At 61.8% G+C, this 18,190-nt stretch carries 16 protein-coding genes and 1 pseudogene; 12 read left to right on the forward strand and 5 right to left on the reverse strand.

Features of this window, described 5'->3' with window-relative positions:
• The first annotated feature begins 443 nt into the window (after positions 1-443).
• Entirely contained in the window at positions 444-2,105 is a 1,662-nt protein-coding gene (locus tag J0663_RS20815; protein ID WP_207242243.1) for an alpha-amylase family protein, read from the forward strand.
• A 13-nt stretch (positions 2,106-2,118) separates the two neighbouring features.
• Here J0663_RS20815 and J0663_RS20820 read toward each other — a convergent pair whose 3' ends face one another.
• Positions 2,119-5,517 (reverse strand): YhdP family protein, encoded by a 3,399-nt coding sequence (locus J0663_RS20820; RefSeq protein WP_207242244.1) that lies wholly within the window; start codon positions 5,515-5,517, stop codon positions 2,119-2,121.
• A gap of 125 nt (positions 5,518-5,642) precedes the next feature.
• Between J0663_RS20820 and J0663_RS20825 the strand changes: the two genes are divergently transcribed.
• The 5 genes from J0663_RS20825 (at position 5,643) to J0663_RS20845 (ending at position 10,455) form a co-directional block, all read left to right on the forward strand.
• Positions 5,643-6,116 (forward strand): peroxiredoxin, encoded by a 474-nt coding sequence (locus J0663_RS20825; RefSeq protein ID WP_207242245.1) that lies wholly within the window; start codon positions 5,643-5,645, stop codon positions 6,114-6,116.
• Complete coding sequence (locus J0663_RS20830) at positions 6,113-6,940, forward strand: ferritin-like domain-containing protein (RefSeq protein WP_207242246.1); 828 nt, start codon at positions 6,113-6,115, stop codon at positions 6,938-6,940. Before J0663_RS20825 ends, J0663_RS20830 begins: the two co-directional genes overlap by 4 nt.
• A 105-nt stretch (positions 6,941-7,045) precedes the next feature.
• Positions 7,046-8,368, forward strand: a complete 1,323-nt coding sequence (locus J0663_RS20835) for a peptidoglycan DD-metalloendopeptidase family protein (RefSeq protein WP_207242247.1) — start codon at positions 7,046-7,048, stop codon at positions 8,366-8,368.
• 157 nt (positions 8,369-8,525) lie between these two features.
• On the forward strand, positions 8,526-10,025 hold the full coding sequence (locus J0663_RS20840) for a DEAD/DEAH box helicase (protein WP_207242248.1): 1,500 nt from the start codon (positions 8,526-8,528) through the stop codon (positions 10,023-10,025).
• Between the two features lie 7 nt (positions 10,026-10,032).
• Positions 10,033-10,455, forward strand: coding sequence for an NUDIX domain-containing protein (locus J0663_RS20845; RefSeq protein ID WP_207242249.1), 423 nt, complete (start codon positions 10,033-10,035; stop codon positions 10,453-10,455).
• Positions 10,456-10,532: 77 nt separating this feature from the next.
• Here J0663_RS20845 and J0663_RS20850 read toward each other — a convergent pair whose 3' ends face one another.
• Together J0663_RS20850 and J0663_RS20855 are read right to left on the reverse strand one after the other, a co-directional pair.
• Positions 10,533-10,853, reverse strand: a complete 321-nt coding sequence (locus tag J0663_RS20850) for a TfoX/Sxy family protein (protein ID WP_207242250.1) — start codon at positions 10,851-10,853, stop codon at positions 10,533-10,535.
• Between the two features lie 31 nt (positions 10,854-10,884).
• The gene (locus tag J0663_RS20855) at positions 10,885-11,379 is read right to left on the reverse strand and encodes a flavin reductase (RefSeq protein ID WP_207242251.1); all 495 of its coding nucleotides are present in this window, start codon (positions 11,377-11,379) and stop codon (positions 10,885-10,887) included.
• A gap of 180 nt (positions 11,380-11,559) precedes the next feature.
• On the opposite strand from J0663_RS20855, the pseudogene J0663_RS20860 reads away from it, so the two are divergent.
• The 5 genes and pseudogenes from J0663_RS20860 to purB all read left to right on the forward strand — a co-directional run bounded on the left by J0663_RS20860 (position 11,560) and on the right by purB (position 15,971).
• Positions 11,560-12,641, forward strand: a pseudogene (locus J0663_RS20860) (branched-chain amino acid ABC transporter substrate-binding protein).
• Positions 12,642-12,705: 64 nt separating this feature from the next.
• The gene (rpe, locus tag J0663_RS20865) at positions 12,706-13,383 is read left to right on the forward strand and encodes a ribulose-phosphate 3-epimerase (RefSeq protein ID WP_207242253.1); all 678 of its coding nucleotides are present in this window, start codon (positions 12,706-12,708) and stop codon (positions 13,381-13,383) included.
• Positions 13,380-14,105: a DUF2259 domain-containing protein gene (locus J0663_RS20870; protein ID WP_207242254.1), complete on the forward strand. Its 726-nt coding sequence runs from the start codon at positions 13,380-13,382 to the stop codon at positions 14,103-14,105. The genes rpe and J0663_RS20870 overlap by 4 nt, the downstream gene beginning before the upstream one ends.
• Before the next feature lie 2 nt (positions 14,106-14,107).
• Complete coding sequence (locus J0663_RS20875; protein ID WP_207242255.1) at positions 14,108-14,593, forward strand: hypothetical protein; 486 nt, start codon at positions 14,108-14,110, stop codon at positions 14,591-14,593.
• A 70-nt stretch (positions 14,594-14,663) separates the two neighbouring features.
• The gene (gene purB, locus J0663_RS20880; RefSeq protein ID WP_207242256.1) at positions 14,664-15,971 is read left to right on the forward strand and encodes an adenylosuccinate lyase; all 1,308 of its coding nucleotides are present in this window, start codon (positions 14,664-14,666) and stop codon (positions 15,969-15,971) included.
• 92 nt (positions 15,972-16,063) lie between these two features.
• Here the strand turns inward: purB and J0663_RS20885 are convergent, their stop codons facing one another.
• Both J0663_RS20885 and J0663_RS20890 read right to left on the reverse strand, forming a co-directional pair.
• Positions 16,064-16,522, reverse strand: a complete 459-nt coding sequence (locus J0663_RS20885; RefSeq protein ID WP_207242257.1) for a low affinity iron permease family protein — start codon at positions 16,520-16,522, stop codon at positions 16,064-16,066.
• 126 nt (positions 16,523-16,648) lie between these two features.
• On the reverse strand, positions 16,649-17,452 hold the full coding sequence (locus J0663_RS20890) for a DUF2189 domain-containing protein (protein WP_207242258.1): 804 nt from the start codon (positions 17,450-17,452) through the stop codon (positions 16,649-16,651).
• A 177-nt stretch (positions 17,453-17,629) separates the two neighbouring features.
• Between J0663_RS20890 and J0663_RS20895 the strand changes: the two genes are divergently transcribed.
• On the forward strand, positions 17,630-18,184 hold the full coding sequence (locus tag J0663_RS20895; RefSeq protein WP_207242259.1) for an RBBP9/YdeN family alpha/beta hydrolase: 555 nt from the start codon (positions 17,630-17,632) through the stop codon (positions 18,182-18,184).
• Positions 18,185-18,190 lie beyond the last annotated feature (6 nt).

Below are 18,190 nucleotides of genomic sequence, written 5' to 3' on the forward strand. Positions count from 1 at the left end.
CGTCGCCTTGCTTCGTCTGTCGAAGGAGAGGTCCGGGCGGATTGACCTCCGAAGCAGGTCGTACGCGCGACCACCAACCGATCGAGAAGATCGGCCGTGTCATCTTTGCCTCTAGGGGAACCAGCAGGACATGCTCGGAGGGGATACTCTTCACCGGCTTCAGACGTTCGCCCTTTTCTGCAGAATTCGAGGCCTCGCCAACTGTCACGGCCATCATGATTGTCGATAGGAAAGAGACTGTCCGAGCCCACTGCATGGCATCCTCCGACATTGCACCGACCGCTGTTGCAGCTGTGATCCCACATTACATCAGAATTATCTAAAATAAGCAAAGCATCAATGCCCTGCCTGCAGGTATAGGTCGGCATCATCCAACTGACCGCCTCTCGCGGAACCTTTTCCGCCCGACGGGATTTGCGACCAGATACATTTGGAGCGCCGGCATGATCAACGATCTCTGGTATAAGAACGCCGTCATCTACTGCCTGTCCGTCGAGACCTTCATGGATGCGAACGGCGACGGTGTCGGCGATTTCCAGGGGCTGATGCGGCGCCTCGACTATCTTTCCGGGCTCGGCGTGACGGCGATCTGGCTCATGCCGTTCCAGGCCTCGCCCGGTCGGGACGACGGTTATGACGTTTCCGATTACTACAATGTCGATCCGCGCTATGGCTCGCTCGGCGATTTCGTCGAGTTCACCCATGGTGCCAAACAGCGGGGCATCCGAGTGTTGATCGATCTGGTGATCAATCACACGTCGAAGGATCATCCCTGGTTCGAAGACGCCAGAAGCGATCCACAGTCACGCTATCGCGACTGGTACGTCTGGTCGGATAAAAAGCCTGCAAACGCTGATCAGGGCATGGTTTTCCCTGGCGTCCAGAAGACGACCTGGACCTATGACGAAAAAGCCAGGGCCTATTATTTCCACCGCTTCTACGATCATCAGCCTGATCTCAACACGTCCAATCCCGAGGTGCAGGCGGAAATCCTCAAGATCATGGGCTTCTGGATCCAGCTCGGCGTCTCGGGTTTCCGGATGGACGCCGCCCCTTTCATCATCGCCACGAAGGGCGCCGAGGTCACCAAGCCGGTCGAGCAGTTCGATATGCTAAGGAAGTTTCGCGAGTTCCTGCAATGGCGCCTGGGCGATTCCATCGTGCTGGCGGAGGCCAATGTCCTGCCCGAGGACAATTTTGAGTATTTCGGCGACGATGGCGACCGTATGCAGATGATGTTCAATTTCCAGGTCAATCAGACTCTGTTTTATGCTCTCGCCACGGCCGACACGCGCCCTCTAAAGAAGGCGATGGAGGCCACCAAACCGCGCCCCGCGACCGCGCAATGGGGGCTGTTTCTTCGCAACCACGATGAACTGGATCTCGGTCGCCTGACGGACAAGCAGCGCAACGCAGTGTTTGCGGCATTCGGACCCGAGAAGGGCATGCAGCTTTATGACAGGGGCATTCGCCGTCGCCTGGCGCCGATGCTCGGCGGCGACCGTCGCAGGATTGAGATGGCCTATAGCCTGCTGTTTTCGCTGCCCGGAACACCGGTCATCCGCTACGGCGATGAAATCGGCATGGGGGATGATCTGTGCCTGCCGGAGCGCAACTGCGCGCGCACCCCGATGCAATGGTCGACAGAACCGGAAGGTGGCTTCACCAAAAGCAAAAAGCCCATTTCGCCAGTCATCAAGGACGGCCCCTATGGCTTCGAGCACATCAACGTCGCCGTCCAGCGGCGCGATCCGAATTCGCTGCTGAACTGGACGGAGCGGATGATCCGAATGCGCAAGGAGGCTCCTGAGATCGGTTGGGGCGATTTCTCAGCCGTCGACACGGGTAACGACGGCGTACTGGCACTGCGTTATGACTGGCGCGGCAACACGGTGCTGATCCTGCACAACCTGCATCCGCACCCGGCGGAAGTGACCTTCGATCCCGACGTTGGCGACCACGGGCGATTGCTGATCGATATTGCCGATAGCGCAAGTAGCGAAGCTGATGAAAGAGGACGTCATACAGTCATGCTCGATGGCTATGGCTACCGCTGGTATCGAGTCGGCGGCCTCGATTACCTCCTCAGACGAAGGGAGATCTAAGTCTCGCCCCGCCTCACTGAAATTCAAAAATCTGCCGGAAGACGCCCGGGGCGATGATCGACAGCGGGTTGATCTGCAGGTTCGGGTGGTCGAACTTGCCGGTAAGTTTGAAGGTAATACCAATCAGGCCGCGGTCGCTGCCATTGCCGAGGATGACGCCGATCAGCGGCAGTTCGGCAAAGAGGCGATTGAGCCCGTAGGCCGGCATGAAGGTGCCGGTCATATCCATGTTGCCCTTGCGGTCGCGCACGACGCCCTGAAAGGTCGCGCCGATCTGATCGCCGCGCAGCACGCCGTTCTCGATACCGATCATGCCATTGCGCGAAACGATGCGGGCAAAGCCGCGCTGGAAGCGTTGCGACGAGGTGTCGATGTCGCGTTTGACGGCCTCGTTAAGGCTGCGCTGCTCGTTGCCGACAGGTGTCGAGACGATCGAACGCAGGCGCTGTTCATTGACGATCGAGAAGCGGCGCACATCGAGCGAGCCGTCCCATCCGCCCTGCGGCGAAAGCCGGATCGCAAGGTTCAGCAAGCCGCCCTGTATATGCTGATAGAGATCGGCGAAGCGCGATACGGCGCCTGCATCGCCGCTGGTGATATTGATGACTCCGCCGTCCTTCATCTGGCTGACAACGGCCTCGCCGCTGCCGGTGATGCCGGAAAAATTCAGCACCTGCAGCTTGTCGCCGCGCAGCGACACCTGCGCCTGGAAATTGCCGACCTTCTCGTCGTTGAAACCGATGACGTTTTTCAGCTTGGCGCGCACCGATACGCCCATATTGTCGCCGTTGCCGCCTTCGTCGCTGTCCGAGCCTGATTTCAATCGCGCGATGACAGGTCGCGCATCGGCGCTGTCGCCGGAAACCGAGACGTCGAAATTGCCCTTGCTGCGCTTTACCGACAAAGAGAAATCGTCGAGCGACGAGAGCCGCACGCTGTCGAAATCCGCGGAGATAAGGCCGGTCTTGCCAACATTCAGCGATCCGGTGGCGCCGAAACCGTCGCCCTTCAGCCGGAAATTCCTAATCTGCGTATTTTCAGGCGGTCCGGACATCTCGAATTCGGCAGATGCGGCAATACCGCCGCCTTTCGACCAGCCGATCCAGGGGAGATCGAGCATCGACTTGGTGAGATCGAGCTGAACGTTCTGGCGGTCGTCATCGATCCGCGTCAGCACCATCTTCAGATTGCCGTGGACAATATCGGAAAGTCCGGGCATCACCTTGCTGCGCTGCTCGTCGGAGAGCGTCGCCGTGATCACACGCTGCCGCTCCACGCCGGAGGATGCCTCGACCGGTTCGGTCAAAGCGATATCGGCGGGGATGCCGTCGATCTCGCCCTTGGCGTCGAGCGTAATCTCTTTCGGATTGCCGTTCAGCACACCGCTGACATTGCTGATCGTGCGGCCGGAAAACGGCTTGGCAAGATCGACGTCACTGAGCTTCATCGCGGCCTTCCAATCGGCCGGCGGTGGGTTTTGCGAGGACAGCAGCCCGAAATGCGCCTTCACATTCGCCTCGATGCGCCCCTTGAAATCGTCGGGCGTGAAGCCTGCACGCTGCAGCACCCGGATCGGCTTATAGGTGAGGAGTTCGCCGATGGCGTCCGCCGCACCTGATACAGCAAGATCGATATCGGCCATCAGCGGTTTGTCGTAGGCGGAAGGGATGATGAACGTCCCCTGTCCGAGACCGACGGACCGGCCGGAGGGGAAGTAGGAGGCGCCGCTCTTGATCGAAATCGTTGCAACGGGGCCGGTCAGGTCGAAATGCGCCGTCGTATCGCGGATCGGCGGGATGTCGCCGGCGACGTTCATCCGCGCGCCCGCAATGTCGAAGCCGATGCGGATCTGGTTGGCGTCGAGCTTCAATCCCTTGCCGCCGGCTGCCTCGTCCAGTCTCCCGAAGGGGATGAAGACGGAAATGGAAGCGTTGGTGACGGTGCCGCCGAAGAGGTTGCCATGCACCCATGTGCGCACCTTGGGCGCCATCCAGAACGGCCAGAGCTGCTTGATCGCCGTCGTCTGCAGCTCCCTGGATTGGCCAGCGAAGCTGATTTCAGGGGATTTGTCGCCGAGCTTGATATGCAAAGCACCGTAAAGGGCGCCGAGCGGGCTGGAGACGGTCATGTTGGGGAACAGGAATTCCCGGCCGGCGACCATGTAGCGTCCGGTCGCCTGGATGTCGAAGGCGAGTGGCTGTTCGCCGGAGCTGCCGGGCGCTGCCGTGCCGCCGCTGACGAGCAGATCGATGCCGAAACCCTTGCCGGCTGTCGGATCGAGCTTGTCGAGATCGATCAGCGCGCCGTTGAGAGGAAGCGTGGTCGCGCCGAACCGGACGTTCGACCGGGCGATCTCTAACGTCTGCTTGGCGAAGTCGAAGGCGAGATTGAATTGCCCGCCTGATAGTTCCTGCGGATCGCCGTCCGCATAGATCAGGCCGGGATGAACATCGACCGTTGCTGCAAGCGCCGGCTGCACCCCGTCGCGCTCCCTGGTCGCCGACACCGTCAGGTCGGCAAAGGCGTTAAGCCCCTGTCGTATCACGCCCTGATCGTTACGTTTCAACGCAAAGGGCGTGAGGTTCGCATGTTTGAGCGTCGCCACCACCTTCGACACTTGGCCGCCGTCCTTCTCGGCCAGCACGTCGAGCTCCGCCACCTCGCCGTTCAGCGCCACCTCCCCCTTCAATTGCAGCGAGGATGGCCCGGCATGGGCAAAGACGAGATTGTCGACGACGAGCGACAGCGGGCCGTTCACGGTATCGGCGAGCTTGATGTCGATTCCGGAGATGCGCACGGAATTGGTCGAGCCGCGCGTCACGATCCTGTCGAACATGTCGAACTGCGAAAAGATCGTCTCCATTGCCGCCGGGATGGCGTCGATGCGCAGATCGTCCAGCTTGACCGGGTTGCCGGCGGGCAGAAGCGCGGTATCGAGCGCGATATCCTCCGCTGCGATATCGGCGACGGCGATACGGCCGCGGAAAAGCTGCAGTGGATCGAGCCCCAGGCGCACCGAACCCGTGGTCGACAGGTGCTGGCCGCTCTTCTGGTCGATCATATTGACGTTGCGCGCTTCCAACGCCAGTCGAAAATCAGAAGTGAAACGGATGACGGTAGAGCCGACTTCCGCGCGGTAGCGCGGTCCGGCCACGCCGTCGAGCGCCGCCTGCGCCTGCTGAGACAGCGGCTTGTCGAACATGCCGCTCTCGATGGTGAACACGATGGCGGCTAGAATAAGGAGAATCAGTCCGAGAAATACTGACGTCAGCTTCGCCGTGCGACGCATCGGCGAACGCGGCGGCGGGCAATGAACGATGATCGGATCCTCGGTCTGGGCGGACGGCAAGCGGTCCAGCGCAACGATATCCTTCTTGCGAAACGTGACCTTTTCGCCGCGGATGGCTGACATGCGCCCTCGGGCTCTCCCTGAAATCGAAGAATTGAACCCGGCCGTGCTGGACGGGTTTCCGTCCACTATATAATTCGGGGAGAGAGAGTGTCATCCACAAACCCGGCAAAAGAAAGGTTTTCCCAATGGCGGTTCCCGGCATCGGTGCCCCGGCCCCTGATTTTAACCTCCCCCGCGATGGCGGCGGCCGCGTCTCGCTTTCCGATTTTCACGGGAAGCCGCTCGTCCTGTTTTTCTACCCCAAGGATGACACGACAGGCTGCACCGCCGAATCACTGGCTTTCACAGCGCTTGCGCCAGAGTTCGAGGCGGCAGGCGCTGCCGTCATCGGCATGTCGCCCGATTCGGCTGCCTGCCACGACAAGTTCATCAGAAAGCATCGTCTTTCCGTCGCGCTCGCCTCGGATGAAGAGAAAACGACGCTGCAGGCCTATGGAGTCTGGAAACAAAAGAGCATGTACGGCCGCAATTTCATGGGCGTCGAGCGGACCACGTTCCTCATCCGCCAGGATGGCACGATCGCGACGATCTGGCAGAAGGTGAAGGTGCAGGGTCATGCCGAGACCGTGCTCGAGGCCGTCAGGAATCTGGCAGCGTGACCGCGGAGCTGCCAATAACCTCTCTGCGCGGCGGCGCAATCGATGCCATCCGCGCCGCCGACCTCGACCGCAAGACGTCCCTTGCCCAGGGAAGCGCCACCCGCTGGTTCGCCCGCCGCGTGTCGCTGCGCTCGCCGCTCGATGCAGCTCTGCCGGAGAGGCCCGGGCGCCCCGAAAAACCTGTGCTGATCCCGCCGACCCAAGTCGAGAAACGCTCGCTGCACACGCTGAAAGGCCGGATCGCCCTGCTTCACGCCATTGCCCATATCGAACTCAACGCCGTCGATCTGGCGCTCGATATCGTCGCGCGATTCGCCAGCGAGCAGGTCCCGAACTCCTTCTTCGACGGCTGGATGCAGGTCGCCTTCGAGGAGGCCAAGCATTTCCGCATGGTGCGCGCCCGCCTCAACGATCTCGGCGCCGATTACGGCGATCTTCCCGCCCATGACGGGCTCTGGCAGGCCGCCCATTCGACGCGCAACGATCTGACGGCAAGGCTGGCCGTCGTGCCGCTCATTCTCGAAGCCCGCGGCCTCGATGTGACCCCGTCGCTGCAGGCAAAGATGCGCGAGACCGGCGATCTCGAAAGTGCCGCAGTCCTCGATGTCATCTATAACGACGAGAAAGGCCATGTCGCCGTCGGCGCCAAATGGTTCCGTTTCCTCTGCGCCCGCGAGAAGCGCGATCCGGCAAAGGCCTTCCAGGAGCTGGTGCGCGCCAATTTCCGCGGACCTCTGAAGCCACCCTTCAACGATCTCGCCCGCGCCGAGGCCGGGCTGACGCCGTCTTTCTACCGCTCGCTGGCATCGATCAGCCATGCCTGAGATGATTGATTTTCTAACGCAAATGGCGACAAGGAAAGCATTCATTAACCATAAACGTGTCTAATTTTCCGAAAGAGGCGTAGAGCATCAATCGGGAGAGCCTGCGTGAACAGCGGACATCAGCACCGGGTATTTGGCAGGCGGGCGCAGGAGCATATCCTCATCCTGGCAACCGGCGACAAGGTCCGCCACATGACGATCCGGCCGTGGATGGCCGCCCTCGCCTTCTGCTTCATCGGCGTCTTCTCGATCAGCTATCTCCTCGCGACCTCCTACCTCGTGCTGCGCGACGACCTGATCGGCGCCACGATGGCGCGCCAGGCCCGCATGCAGCACGACTATGAGGACCGCATCGCCGCCCTTCGCGCGCAGGTCGACCGCATCACCTCCCGCCAGCTTCTCGACCAGCAGGTGGTGGAAGACAAGGTCGACAAGCTGATGGAGCAGCAGATGGCGCTGACCTCTCGCCACGGCAAGCTCGATAATCTGCTCGACAGGGCCGAAAGCTCCGGCCTGACGGAAAAGGACAGCGCCCGGCCCGCGCCGTCGTCGCCCGTCCACTCCTTTGCGCCGGATATCAAGGGCAAGCGCGCTTCGCTGACCGGAGGCGGCATCGAGGCGATCGAGAAGCAGCTTGCAAGCGGCGCGCCCGCCGATGCGACGCCCGACAATTCGACGCTTGCCTATGTGCCGGCCGCGGAGACGGTCGGCGATCGCGCCGACCGGATCTTCTCCAAAGTGACGTTGTCCCTGAAGGATGTCGAGCAGGACCAGCGCAACCGCATCGAGCAATTGACAAATGACGCCGGCCACGCCGCAAACGCCATCGAGAGCGTGCTGACCCGTTTCAAGATCCCGGTGCCTGAGGAGGCCGCCGCCAGACAGGAGGACGAGAGCGCCGTCGGCGGGCCCTATCTCGAACCGGAAAGCAACGACGACTTCAACAATTCGCTGGCTGCTCTCGATGGAGCATTGACCCGGCTCGAAACCGTGCGCAACACTGCTGAATCCCTGCCCTTCCGCAACCCGGCCATCGGCAAGGAAATGACCAGCCCCTTCGGCAACCGCCGCGACCCTTTCCTCGGCCGGCTGGCGCTGCATTCCGGCATCGACTTCCGCTTTTCGCCGGGCGAAAAAATCCGTCCGGCGGCGCCGGGCAAGGTTATTTCCGCCGGATGGACCGGGGGTTACGGCAATATGGTCGAGGTCGATCATGGCAATGGCATCTCGACACGCTACGGCCATATGTCCGAAGTGCTGGTCAAGATCGGCGACACGGTCGACCGCAACGATGTCATCGGTCTTGCCGGCAGCACCGGCCGTTCGACCGGCACGCATCTGCATTATGAAGTGCGCCAGAACGGCCAGGCGGTCGATCCAGTATATTTCATGAATGCCGGCCTTAAACTCGCCACCTACATCAAGTAATACCCGCCCGGTAACCAAAGCTTCACTCTGCGCGGGATGCGGCCTCTCTATTTCTTGACTTGCCGGCCATTCGGGGCTATGTCGCGCTGCATTGCGGCATGCAATCCCGCCGACTCGTTCAGAGCTCGGCCGAACCGGAACGGAAACAGTTTTCCCTTTGACGACATTCGCTGACCTTGGCTTGAGCCAAAAAGTGCTATCGGCTGTTGCCGATGCGGGCTATTCGATCCCCACGCCTATTCAGGCGGGAGCCATTCCTTTTGCGCTTGAGCGCCGCGATATTTGCGGCATCGCGCAGACCGGTACCGGCAAGACGGCATCCTTCGTTCTGCCGATGCTTTCGCTTCTGGAGAAGGGCCGCGCGCGTGCGCGCATGCCCCGCACGCTGATCCTCGAGCCGACCCGCGAACTCGCCGCCCAGGTCGCCGAGAATTTCGAGAAATACGGCAAGAATCACCGCCTCAACGTCGCCCTTTTGATCGGCGGCGTTTCCTTCGAGGACCAGGACCGCAAGCTCGAGCGCGGCGCCGACGTGCTGATCTGCACGCCCGGCCGCTTGCTCGACCATTTCGAGCGCGGCAAGCTCTTGATGAGCGGCGTCGAGATTCTCGTCATCGACGAGGCCGACCGCATGCTCGACATGGGCTTCATTCCCGACATCGAGCGTATCGCCAAGCTTATCCCCTTCACCCGCCAGACGCTGTTCTTCTCGGCCACCATGCCGCCGGAGATCCAGAAGCTTGCCGACCGCTTCCTGCAGAATCCGGAGCGCATCGAAGTGGCAAAGCCCGCTTCGGCCGCAAAGACCGTGACGCAGCGCTTCGTCGCCTCGCACAGCAAGGACTACGAGAAGCGCGCGGTTCTGCGTGAACTCGTCCGCGCCCAGACCGAGCTCAAGAACGCCATCATCTTCTGTAACCGCAAGAAGGATGTCGCCGATCTCTTCCGTTCGCTCGAACGCCACGGCTTCTCCGTCGGTGCGCTCCATGGTGATATGGACCAGCGTTCCCGCACGACGATGCTGCAGAACTTTCGCGATGGCAATCTCCAGCTCCTGGTCGCCTCCGACGTCGCCGCCCGCGGCCTCGATATTCCCGATGTCAGCCACGTCTTCAATTTCGACGTGCCGATCCATTCGGAAGATTACGTCCATCGCATCGGCCGCACCGGCCGCGCCGGCCGCTCGGGGGCCGCATTCACCCTCGTCACCAAGCGTGACACGAAATTCGTCGACGCCATCGAAAAGCTGATCGGCGAAAAGGTCGAGTGGCTGAATGGCGATCTGAATGCACTGCCGGCAGTGGAAGAGAGCAAGGACAGCGAACGCCCGCGCCGCAACGGCCGCGAGCGTGGCGAAAAGGATCGCGGACGCGGACGCGGCAATCGCAGCGCTGCGAGTCATAAATCTGATAACGACATACAGGATAATGACGTCCAAGTGATCGAAGCAGCACCAGCAAGGGCCGAAGTCTTGAAGAACGAGCGCAAAGCAGAGCAGAAGCCGCAAAACAATGCGCGCAACAATCGGCCTTACCCGGCAAACGACGACAGCCGCGACCGCCGCCGTCATCGCGATCACGACGACGGCCCGACCCCGGTCGGTTTTGGCGACGATATTCCCGCCTTCATGCTGATCGCCGGCAGCGCCAAGATCTGACCCTCCGATGGGCAGGCCCGGCATCGATTTTCCGGGCCTCGGCGTCGGCCTGGTGATTCTGCGAGACGACAGAATCCTCCTCTACAAACGCGTGAATGCGCCTGAAGCCGGCTATTGGAACATTGTCGGCGGTAAGGTCGATCACATGGAGCCGGCTGAAACGGCCGCGCGACGCGAGGCCGAAGAGGAAACCGGCCTGACGATCGGCCGGATCGAACGCATCGGCATGACCGAACAGATCATCGACGCCGATCGCCAGCACTGGATTTCCATCCTCTATCTCGCCCGTGACATCGAGGGCGAGCCGCAATTGACCGAACCCGACAAGCTTTCCGATTTCGGCTGGTTTCCGCTGACCGAATTGCCTACGCCGCTGTCTGCCTTCACCAAGGCCGCGATCGCTGCTCTGCCGGCCGGCCAAAGCGCCTAGAGCAATTCCAGCGTCCGGAATTGCGTGAAAACAAAGAGATAGAGCATTTCCGTGATTCGAAGAAAAACGGAAATGCACTAACTGTCGGCTCGCAGCGCCGCCTCGTAGGCCAGCCGCACCCATTTCGCCATCAGGTCGGGGTCGTCATAGGCCTCGTCGGGGATCGACCAGTAGGGCATCTTCACCGGCTTGCCCTTCTTGCCCTCGTAGGCCCATTGCGTGGCGCCGGCCGCGGCAAATTCCGGCGCGCTCGTCTCGTCGGCCTTCAGCAGCATCTCGTCGCGCACTTCGACGGCAACGATACGCCCGAGATGATAGATGCCTTTGCCGCCGAACATGCGCTTGATCGTTACGGGGCCGAGCCCCTGAAACATTTCCTCGATCCCGGCATTGTCCATGCTCTGTTTCCTCGAATGTCCGCCAGCCGGATTACAGCGTGTGATAATCCCGGTTCAAATAAATAAGCGCCGGATGCTTCTCGCTGAAGCGGACGGCGGCGACTTCGCCGAAGATGACGTTATGCGTCGGCATTTCCTTGATGTCGGTCACCCGGCAATCGAAGGCGGCGAGTGCATCGGCAAGGACCGGCGCGCCGGTGACGAGCGTGTCGAACCGGGCACTGGCGAAACGTTCGTCATCGGCAAGCGCGGTGCGCCCGGAGAAAGCGTCGGCAACAGCCTGATGATGGGCGCCGAGCGTGTTCAGCACGAAGATACCGCTGCGGAAAAAGATTTCATTCTTCGCATTGGTATTGTTGAGGCAGATCAGCACCGACGCGGGATTGTCCGAGACCGAGCAGGCGGCGGTGATGGTGACGCCCCGCCGCACACCTTCCATCACCGTCGTCACGAGCTGCACATGGCCGGCATAACGGCTCATGGCATCGCGATAAAGGCCGGGGTCGATATGCTGCCTGTTCAACACTTGCTTCTCCCGTCCGCTTCTCTGCCTGGATCGTCTTGTTACCGCGCCAATATGGCGAGCATCGGTTACCTTTTCTACAATAGGAGCGGTGAAAAGCACTGTGTTGCGTTTGTTTTTCTTTGACGATCGTGGCCTTGCGGATAAAAGGGCATGGACGATGGCTAGGGATCTCCGCCTTTCATGATCAACCTGCGTGGCATAGCAGCCTGCCTGACGCTGCTGGTAGCGGCGGCGCAAGGCCATGCTGCCGGCGTGACGATCGGCGTCGTGGCTCCCCAGAACGGCCCGCTCGCCCTGCTCGGCGCCCAGATTGCCGCCGGCGCCGGTTTCGAAATCCGGCAGTCGGGAAACACCCTCGTCGCCATCAACGAGACTTGCGAGGACAATAGCGGCGCGGCGGTCGCCGACGCGCTTGTCAATGCCAAGGTCCAGATTGCCGTCGGCTTTCTCTGCAGTGAGACGCTGGAAGGCGCGCTGCCGAAGCTGAAGGATGCCGGCATTCCCGCGATCACTGTCTCGGTGCGCGCCCGCATCCTGATGGAGGATGCGCTGAAAAATGGCTGGCCGCTCTTCCGTTTGGCGCCCGCCGACGGCACTGAGGCGGCAAAGATCATCGAAGTGATCCTGAAAGATTGGGCCGCCGATCCGATCGCCCTGATCGAGGATGGCACCATTCATGGCCGCGAACTGACGGAAGCGGTGCGCAACGCCCTGGAGCAGAACGGCCTGAAGCCGGTTTTCAACGACACTTATCGTCCGGGGCAGGAGCAGCAGATCGCCCTCGTGCGTCGGCTGAAACGGGCCGGCGCCACCAGGGTCTTCGTTGGCGGCGATCGCAACGATATCGCGGTGATCGCCCGCGACGCCAGGACGGAGAACATTCCGCTGTCGATCCTCGGCGGCGACGCCCTGCGCGCCGCCAACCAGCCGCTGCCGCTTACGCCCGGCGTGCGCGCCGTCGCTTTGCCCGAATATGCCCTTCTGCCGGAGGGTGCAGCCGCGGCCGACGCACTGCGCGCCAAAGGCACCGAGCCTGAAGGTTATGTCCTGCCATCGCTGGCGGCGGCCCTGATTGCCGGTCAGGCGGGCGAAGCCGCCGCCGCGGCCGGCAAACCGCTGCCGGAGGCGCTTGTCGGCACGACGTTCCAGACGCCGGTCGGCCCCGTCACCTTCACGGGCGCGCACGAGCTTTCGCAAAACCCCTACCGCCTGCTCGAGTGGCGGGGCAATGGCTTTTTCCACCTGCCGCACCAACGCAATAAGCGGTGCCGCAAGCCTTGAATTCGGGCGCCGCGGTCCTGGCGCCTTCTACGGAGTGAGAACCTGATGACGCTGCCCATTCGCATTGCCCCTTCGATCCTCGCGGCGGATTTCGCCCGGCTCGGCGAGGAGGTGCGTAACGTCACGGCCGCCGGCGCCGACTGGATCCATCTCGATGTGATGGACGGGCATTTCGTGCCGAATATCTCCTTCGGCCCCGATGTCATCAAATCCTTGCGCGCCTATACAGAAGCCACCTTCGATTGCCATCTGATGATCTCGCCGGTCGACGATTATCTCGAGGCCTTCGCCAAGGCCGGCTGCGATCGCATCACCGTCCATGCCGAAGCCGGACCGCATCTGCACCGCTCGCTGCAGACCATCCGCAACCTCGGCAAGAAGGTCGGCGTGACCCTCAACCCGGCGACACCGCTCAGCGCGATCGAAAACGTGCTCGACGACGTCGACCTCATTCTGATCATGTCGGTCAATCCCGGCTTCGGCGGGCAGAAGTTCATCCCGGCCATGGCGGCGAAGATCGCGGCTGCAAAATCACTGATCGGTGACCGGCCGATCGAACTCGAGGTCGACGGCGGCGTCACGGTGGAGACGGCGCCTGATATCGCGCGCGCCGGCGGTAACGTGCTGGTCGCCGGCTCGGCAATTTTCAAGGGTGGCACGATCGATAGCTACCGCAAGACCGTCGCCGATCTGCGTCAGGCAGCCGAGGGGGCACGCACATGAAACAGAGGCTCATCATCGGCGGCATGTTTGCTGCCGCAGTTGCCGGCCTGCCGGGCATATCACTGGCCGGCGACATCGCCAGCATCCAGCCCATCGGCTTTTCCGCCGACGGAAAGGTCTTTGCCTTCCAGGAATTCGGCATCAAGGAGAGTGACAAAGCTCCCTATTCCGAGACCTACTTCATCGATACCGACAGCGGCCAGTATCTCGAGGGCACGCCTTTCCGCACCGAACTGACTGACAAGGATGCCAATCTTTCCAAGGCGCGTCGACAGAACCTGACGGCGGCGCGCAGCCAGATGGACAAATACGATCTCCTGACCAATCCCGGCCTCATTGCCGCCTTCAACCCGCCGACTGAACTCGGTTCTCCCACGAAGACGCTCCGCTACACCACGCTTGCGGCCGACGGTCCGCCGAAGGCCCCCTACACGCTTTCGCTCGGCGAACTGCCGGTGTCGACGCCAAAGGAGTGCACCGCAGTCGACAAGCGCGTCATCGGCTTCTCCCTGCAGGTGATCGAGAAGGAAGGCGCTCCAAACCGCCAGGCGGCGCGGCAGGCAACCGCTGTTCCGGCGGAACGGACGTGCTCCGTCGAATACAGGATCGGCGGCGCGGTGGTCTATCAGCCGGAAGCCGGAAACCAGGTTCACATCGCCCTCGTCCTTGCCTTCGATGCTGAGAGGAACGGACGCTGGATTGCCGTTCCGGTCCATCCCTGAGAATGGAGCGCTTTCGGGCGGCAAAGCCGCCCCACCCTGATCTGATTGCCGGCGCCCTCGCCTGGGGCGTACAGATGCTTGTCTCCGCCATGCTCGGCCTTTACCTCCGCAATGGGCTGGAGACGAGCCGCCTTGCCGAGGTCGCCGCACTCTATTTCCTCGGCGGCCTGCTCTCATGGCCATTCGCCTTGCCGGTCGCTCGCTTCCTCGCTTTCAACAGGCCGCCGGAAGCCCGGTTCGCGGCCTTCTTCGTGACGCTGACGCTCGCGACGATCCTGATAACCGCCTTTCTCTTTGCGATGGAATACCGGATCTTCTATTCGCGCTGGCACGCGCCCTTCGGCAGCCTCGCCTGGGCTTTCCAATTCGTCTTCACCAGCATCAGCGCCGTCTACCAGTTTCTGGTGATCGGTCTCCGCCTCTTCCTGCCGCTCGGCCTCGTCTGCCTTGTCGTTAGCAGCTATCATCTTGCCAAACGCATGCGTTGAGATTGCCGCCAGTCTTTGCTACACGGGCGCTAACCTCGATGACTCCTCTTTGAAGTGAAGGCAGCCGCCCATGATCCCGCGTTATTCCCGGCCCGAAATGGTCGCCATCTGGTCTCCCGAAACCAAGTTCCGCATCTGGTTCGAGATCGAGGCGCATGCCTGCGACGCGCTGGCCGAATTGGGCGTGATCCCGAAATCGGCGGCACGGACGATCTGGGAGAAAGGCGGCGCCGCCACCTTCGACGTCGCCCGCATCGACGAGATCGAAGCCGTCACCAAACATGACGTCATCGCCTTCCTGACCCATCTCGCCGAGATCGTCGGCCCGGATGCGCGCTTCGTCCACCAGGGCATGACCTCGTCAGACGTGCTCGACACCTGCTTCAACGTTCAGCTGGTGCGCGCCACCGATATTCTCATCGCCGATGTCGACCGGCTGCTTCAGGCTCTGAAAACCCGCGCCTTCGAACATAAGGACACCGTCACCATCGGCCGCTCGCACGGCATCCATGCCGAGCCCACCACCTTCGGCGTCAAGCTGGCGCTTGCCTATGCCGAATTCGAGCGCTGCCGCCAGCGCCTGGTCGCCGCCCGCGAGGAAGTCGCGACCTGTGCCATCTCCGGCGCTGTCGGCACCTTCGCCAATATCGATCCGCGCGTCGAGGAACATGTCGCCGCAGCGCTCGGCCTGAAGGCCGAGCCGGTCTCGACCCAGGTCATCCCGCGCGACCGCCACGCCATGTATTTCGCCACCCTCGGCGTCGTCGCCTCGTCGATCGAACGGCTCGCAACCGAGATCCGCCACCTGCAGCGCACCGAAGTCCTCGAAGCGGAAGAATACTTCTCCCCCGGCCAGAAGGGCTCTTCGGCCATGCCGCACAAGCGCAACCCGGTGCTGACCGAAAACCTGACCGGCCTTGCCCGCATGGTCCGCTCCTACGCCATGCCGGCCATGGAAAACGTCGCCCTCTGGCACGAGCGCGATATCTCCCACTCCTCGGTCGAACGGATGATCGGCCCGGATGCCACGGTGACGCTCGATTTCGCCCTCTCGCGCCTCGCCGGCGTGGTCGAAAAGCTGCTGGTCTATCCCGAGAACATGGAAAAGAACCTCAACAAATTCCGCGGCCTCGTCCACTCCCAGCGCGTCCTCCTGGCACTGACCCAGGCCGGCACCTCCCGCGAAGACGCTTACCGCCTGGTGCAGCGCAACGCCATGAAGGTGTGGGAACAGGGCAAGGATTTTCTGGAAGAGCTGCTCGCCGATTCAGAGGTGCGCGCGGCGCTTTCGGAAGAAGATATTCGCGAGAAGTTCGATCTTGGGTATCACACAAAGCATGTCGATACGATTTTTCGGCGGGTGTTTGGCGAGGCCTGAGCGCGGATCTGCCAGCAGAGACGGCACATTTCAAAACTCAGCTCGCAGAGTTCAGCTCCGAAGCGATGCAGGAAAGGTAAGCTGTCACTTGCCTATCTCTGCTTCGCCGGCTTGCCTGATACGCGTCGCTTGCGCCCCTCCGCCTTTTTCGGCGCCTCGGTTTTCTCTGCCTCCGACGTGCTGCACGCCTCCGTGTCAGCCCGTCCCTTGGCGGCTTTGGCCACCAACTGATCGAGATGCTTCAACTCATCCTCGTCGAGATTTTCGATGCCGATGAAGCGGTTCTCCGCATGGCTTGTCAGGATGATTTCGTTGAGCTTGGCCTGGATCGCCCGCGTGTCGCGCGTCTGGGCGTTCTGCAGCACGAAAACCATCAGGAAGGTGATGATCGTCGTGCCGGTATTGATGATCAGCTGCCAGGTTTCTGAATAGTCGAAGAAGGGGCCGAGCATGGCCCAGATGATGACGACGGTCAGCGCCAGGATGAAGACGGCGGGTTTGCCCGCCCATTCCGATGTCTTGCTAGCGAAGCGGGCGAACAGATGCTTCATCGTTACCTCTGGAAATACTCCCGCGAATCCGGTGCTGAATAACGCCGGGAGAGGTCTTGAGGTTCCGGAACCCAGGCAGCGCAATTGCGGGGATCGCGACGGTTCACGATCCCCGGAAAGCTGCGATCAGACGGCTTCCCGCGCAACCAGCTTGCGGTAGAGATGCCAGGTCGCATGGCCGAGGATCGGGATGACGAGTGCAAGACCGGCAAACACCGGGATCGTGCCGATGACGAGGAGGGCCGCAACGATCAGGCCCCAAAGCAGCACCGGCACCGGATTGATGACCGTCGCACGGATCGAGGTCACGACGGCGGCAACCGCCCCGACGTCGCGGTCGAGCAGGAACGGAAAGGTGATGACCGAAATCGCCAGCACGACGAGCGCGAAGCCGAAGCCGATGAGGTTGCCCCAGATGATCAGCTGCAGGCCTTGGGCCGTGCCGAAGACCTGACGGGTGAAGTCCGTCATGGTGCGCGGAAACACTTCGCCGAGAAGATTGGTGTAAAGCGTCTGCGCCGTCACCAGCCAAACGACGAAAAGGGCAAACAGCATCAGTCCAACCGCGACGATCGACGGCAGCGCCGGCGAATGGCGTACCTCGAGCGCGTGCTTCCATGACGTATCGAGGCCTTCCTCGCGCCGGCGACTGATCTCATAAAGACCGATCGCCGCAATCGGGCCGATCAGCACGAAACCGGACATCAGCGGGAAGACCATCGGCAGAAGGTTGGCGCCGGAAGTCCACAGCGTCAGGAAGATGCCGGCGATCGGATACATCAAGCACAGGAACACATAATGGGAAGGCTTCTCCTTGAAATCGTCGAACCCGCGCTTCAGTGCGTCGAAGACGTCGGCGATACTGATGCGATTGACGACGGGACGCGCGAAGCTTTCACTGGCACCCGTCATGACATGAAATGCCGCCATGGCTTTCTCCTCCTCAGCCGAGACCTGATCGGCGGCGGACATGCATCGGCGGGTAAGCCGATACGAAATCCGCAACCGGCACTGGAGCAATATAACAAGTTTCAAAGCCCGTGTCGCTCTCTCCCTTGCCATCCCCCTCTTGACATCTCGGCCAAGCTTTCTCACATCGGCGGCACTATGAAAGCCTCAGACGCAGATATTCTCATCATCCCCGGCTATACCAATTCCGGCCCCGGCCATTGGCAGAGCCGTTGGGAGGCAAAGCTCAGCACGGCGCGGCGGGTCGAACAGGCCGAATGGACAAAACCCGTTCGCGAGGACTGGATCGCCCGCATCGCCGAGGAGGTGAACGCCTCGACCCGCCCTGTCGTCCTCGTCGCCCATTCGCTCGGTGTACCCGCGGCAATCCATGCCATTCCGCATTTCCGCAAGCGGGTGGCAGGCGCTTTCCTCGTTGCTCCGCCCGATGTCGCCAATCCGGACATTCGCCCGAAGCACCTGATGACCTTCGGGCCCTATCCACGCGATCCGCTGCCCTTCCCCTCGATCACCGTGGCCAGCCGCAACGATCCGTTCGGCAGCTACGACCATGCCGACGAGATCGCCAGCAGCTGGGGATCCTTCCTCGTCGATGCAGGCGAAGCGGGGCACATCAATGGTGATTCCGGACACGGCCCCTGGCCCGAAGGAACGATGGTCTTCGCCCAGTTCCTCAGCCGCCTCGCTCCCTGACCGGGA

The sequence above is a fragment of the Rhizobium lentis genome (assembly GCF_017352135.1).
GTDB classification, from domain to species: domain Bacteria; phylum Pseudomonadota; class Alphaproteobacteria; order Rhizobiales; family Rhizobiaceae; genus Rhizobium; species Rhizobium lentis.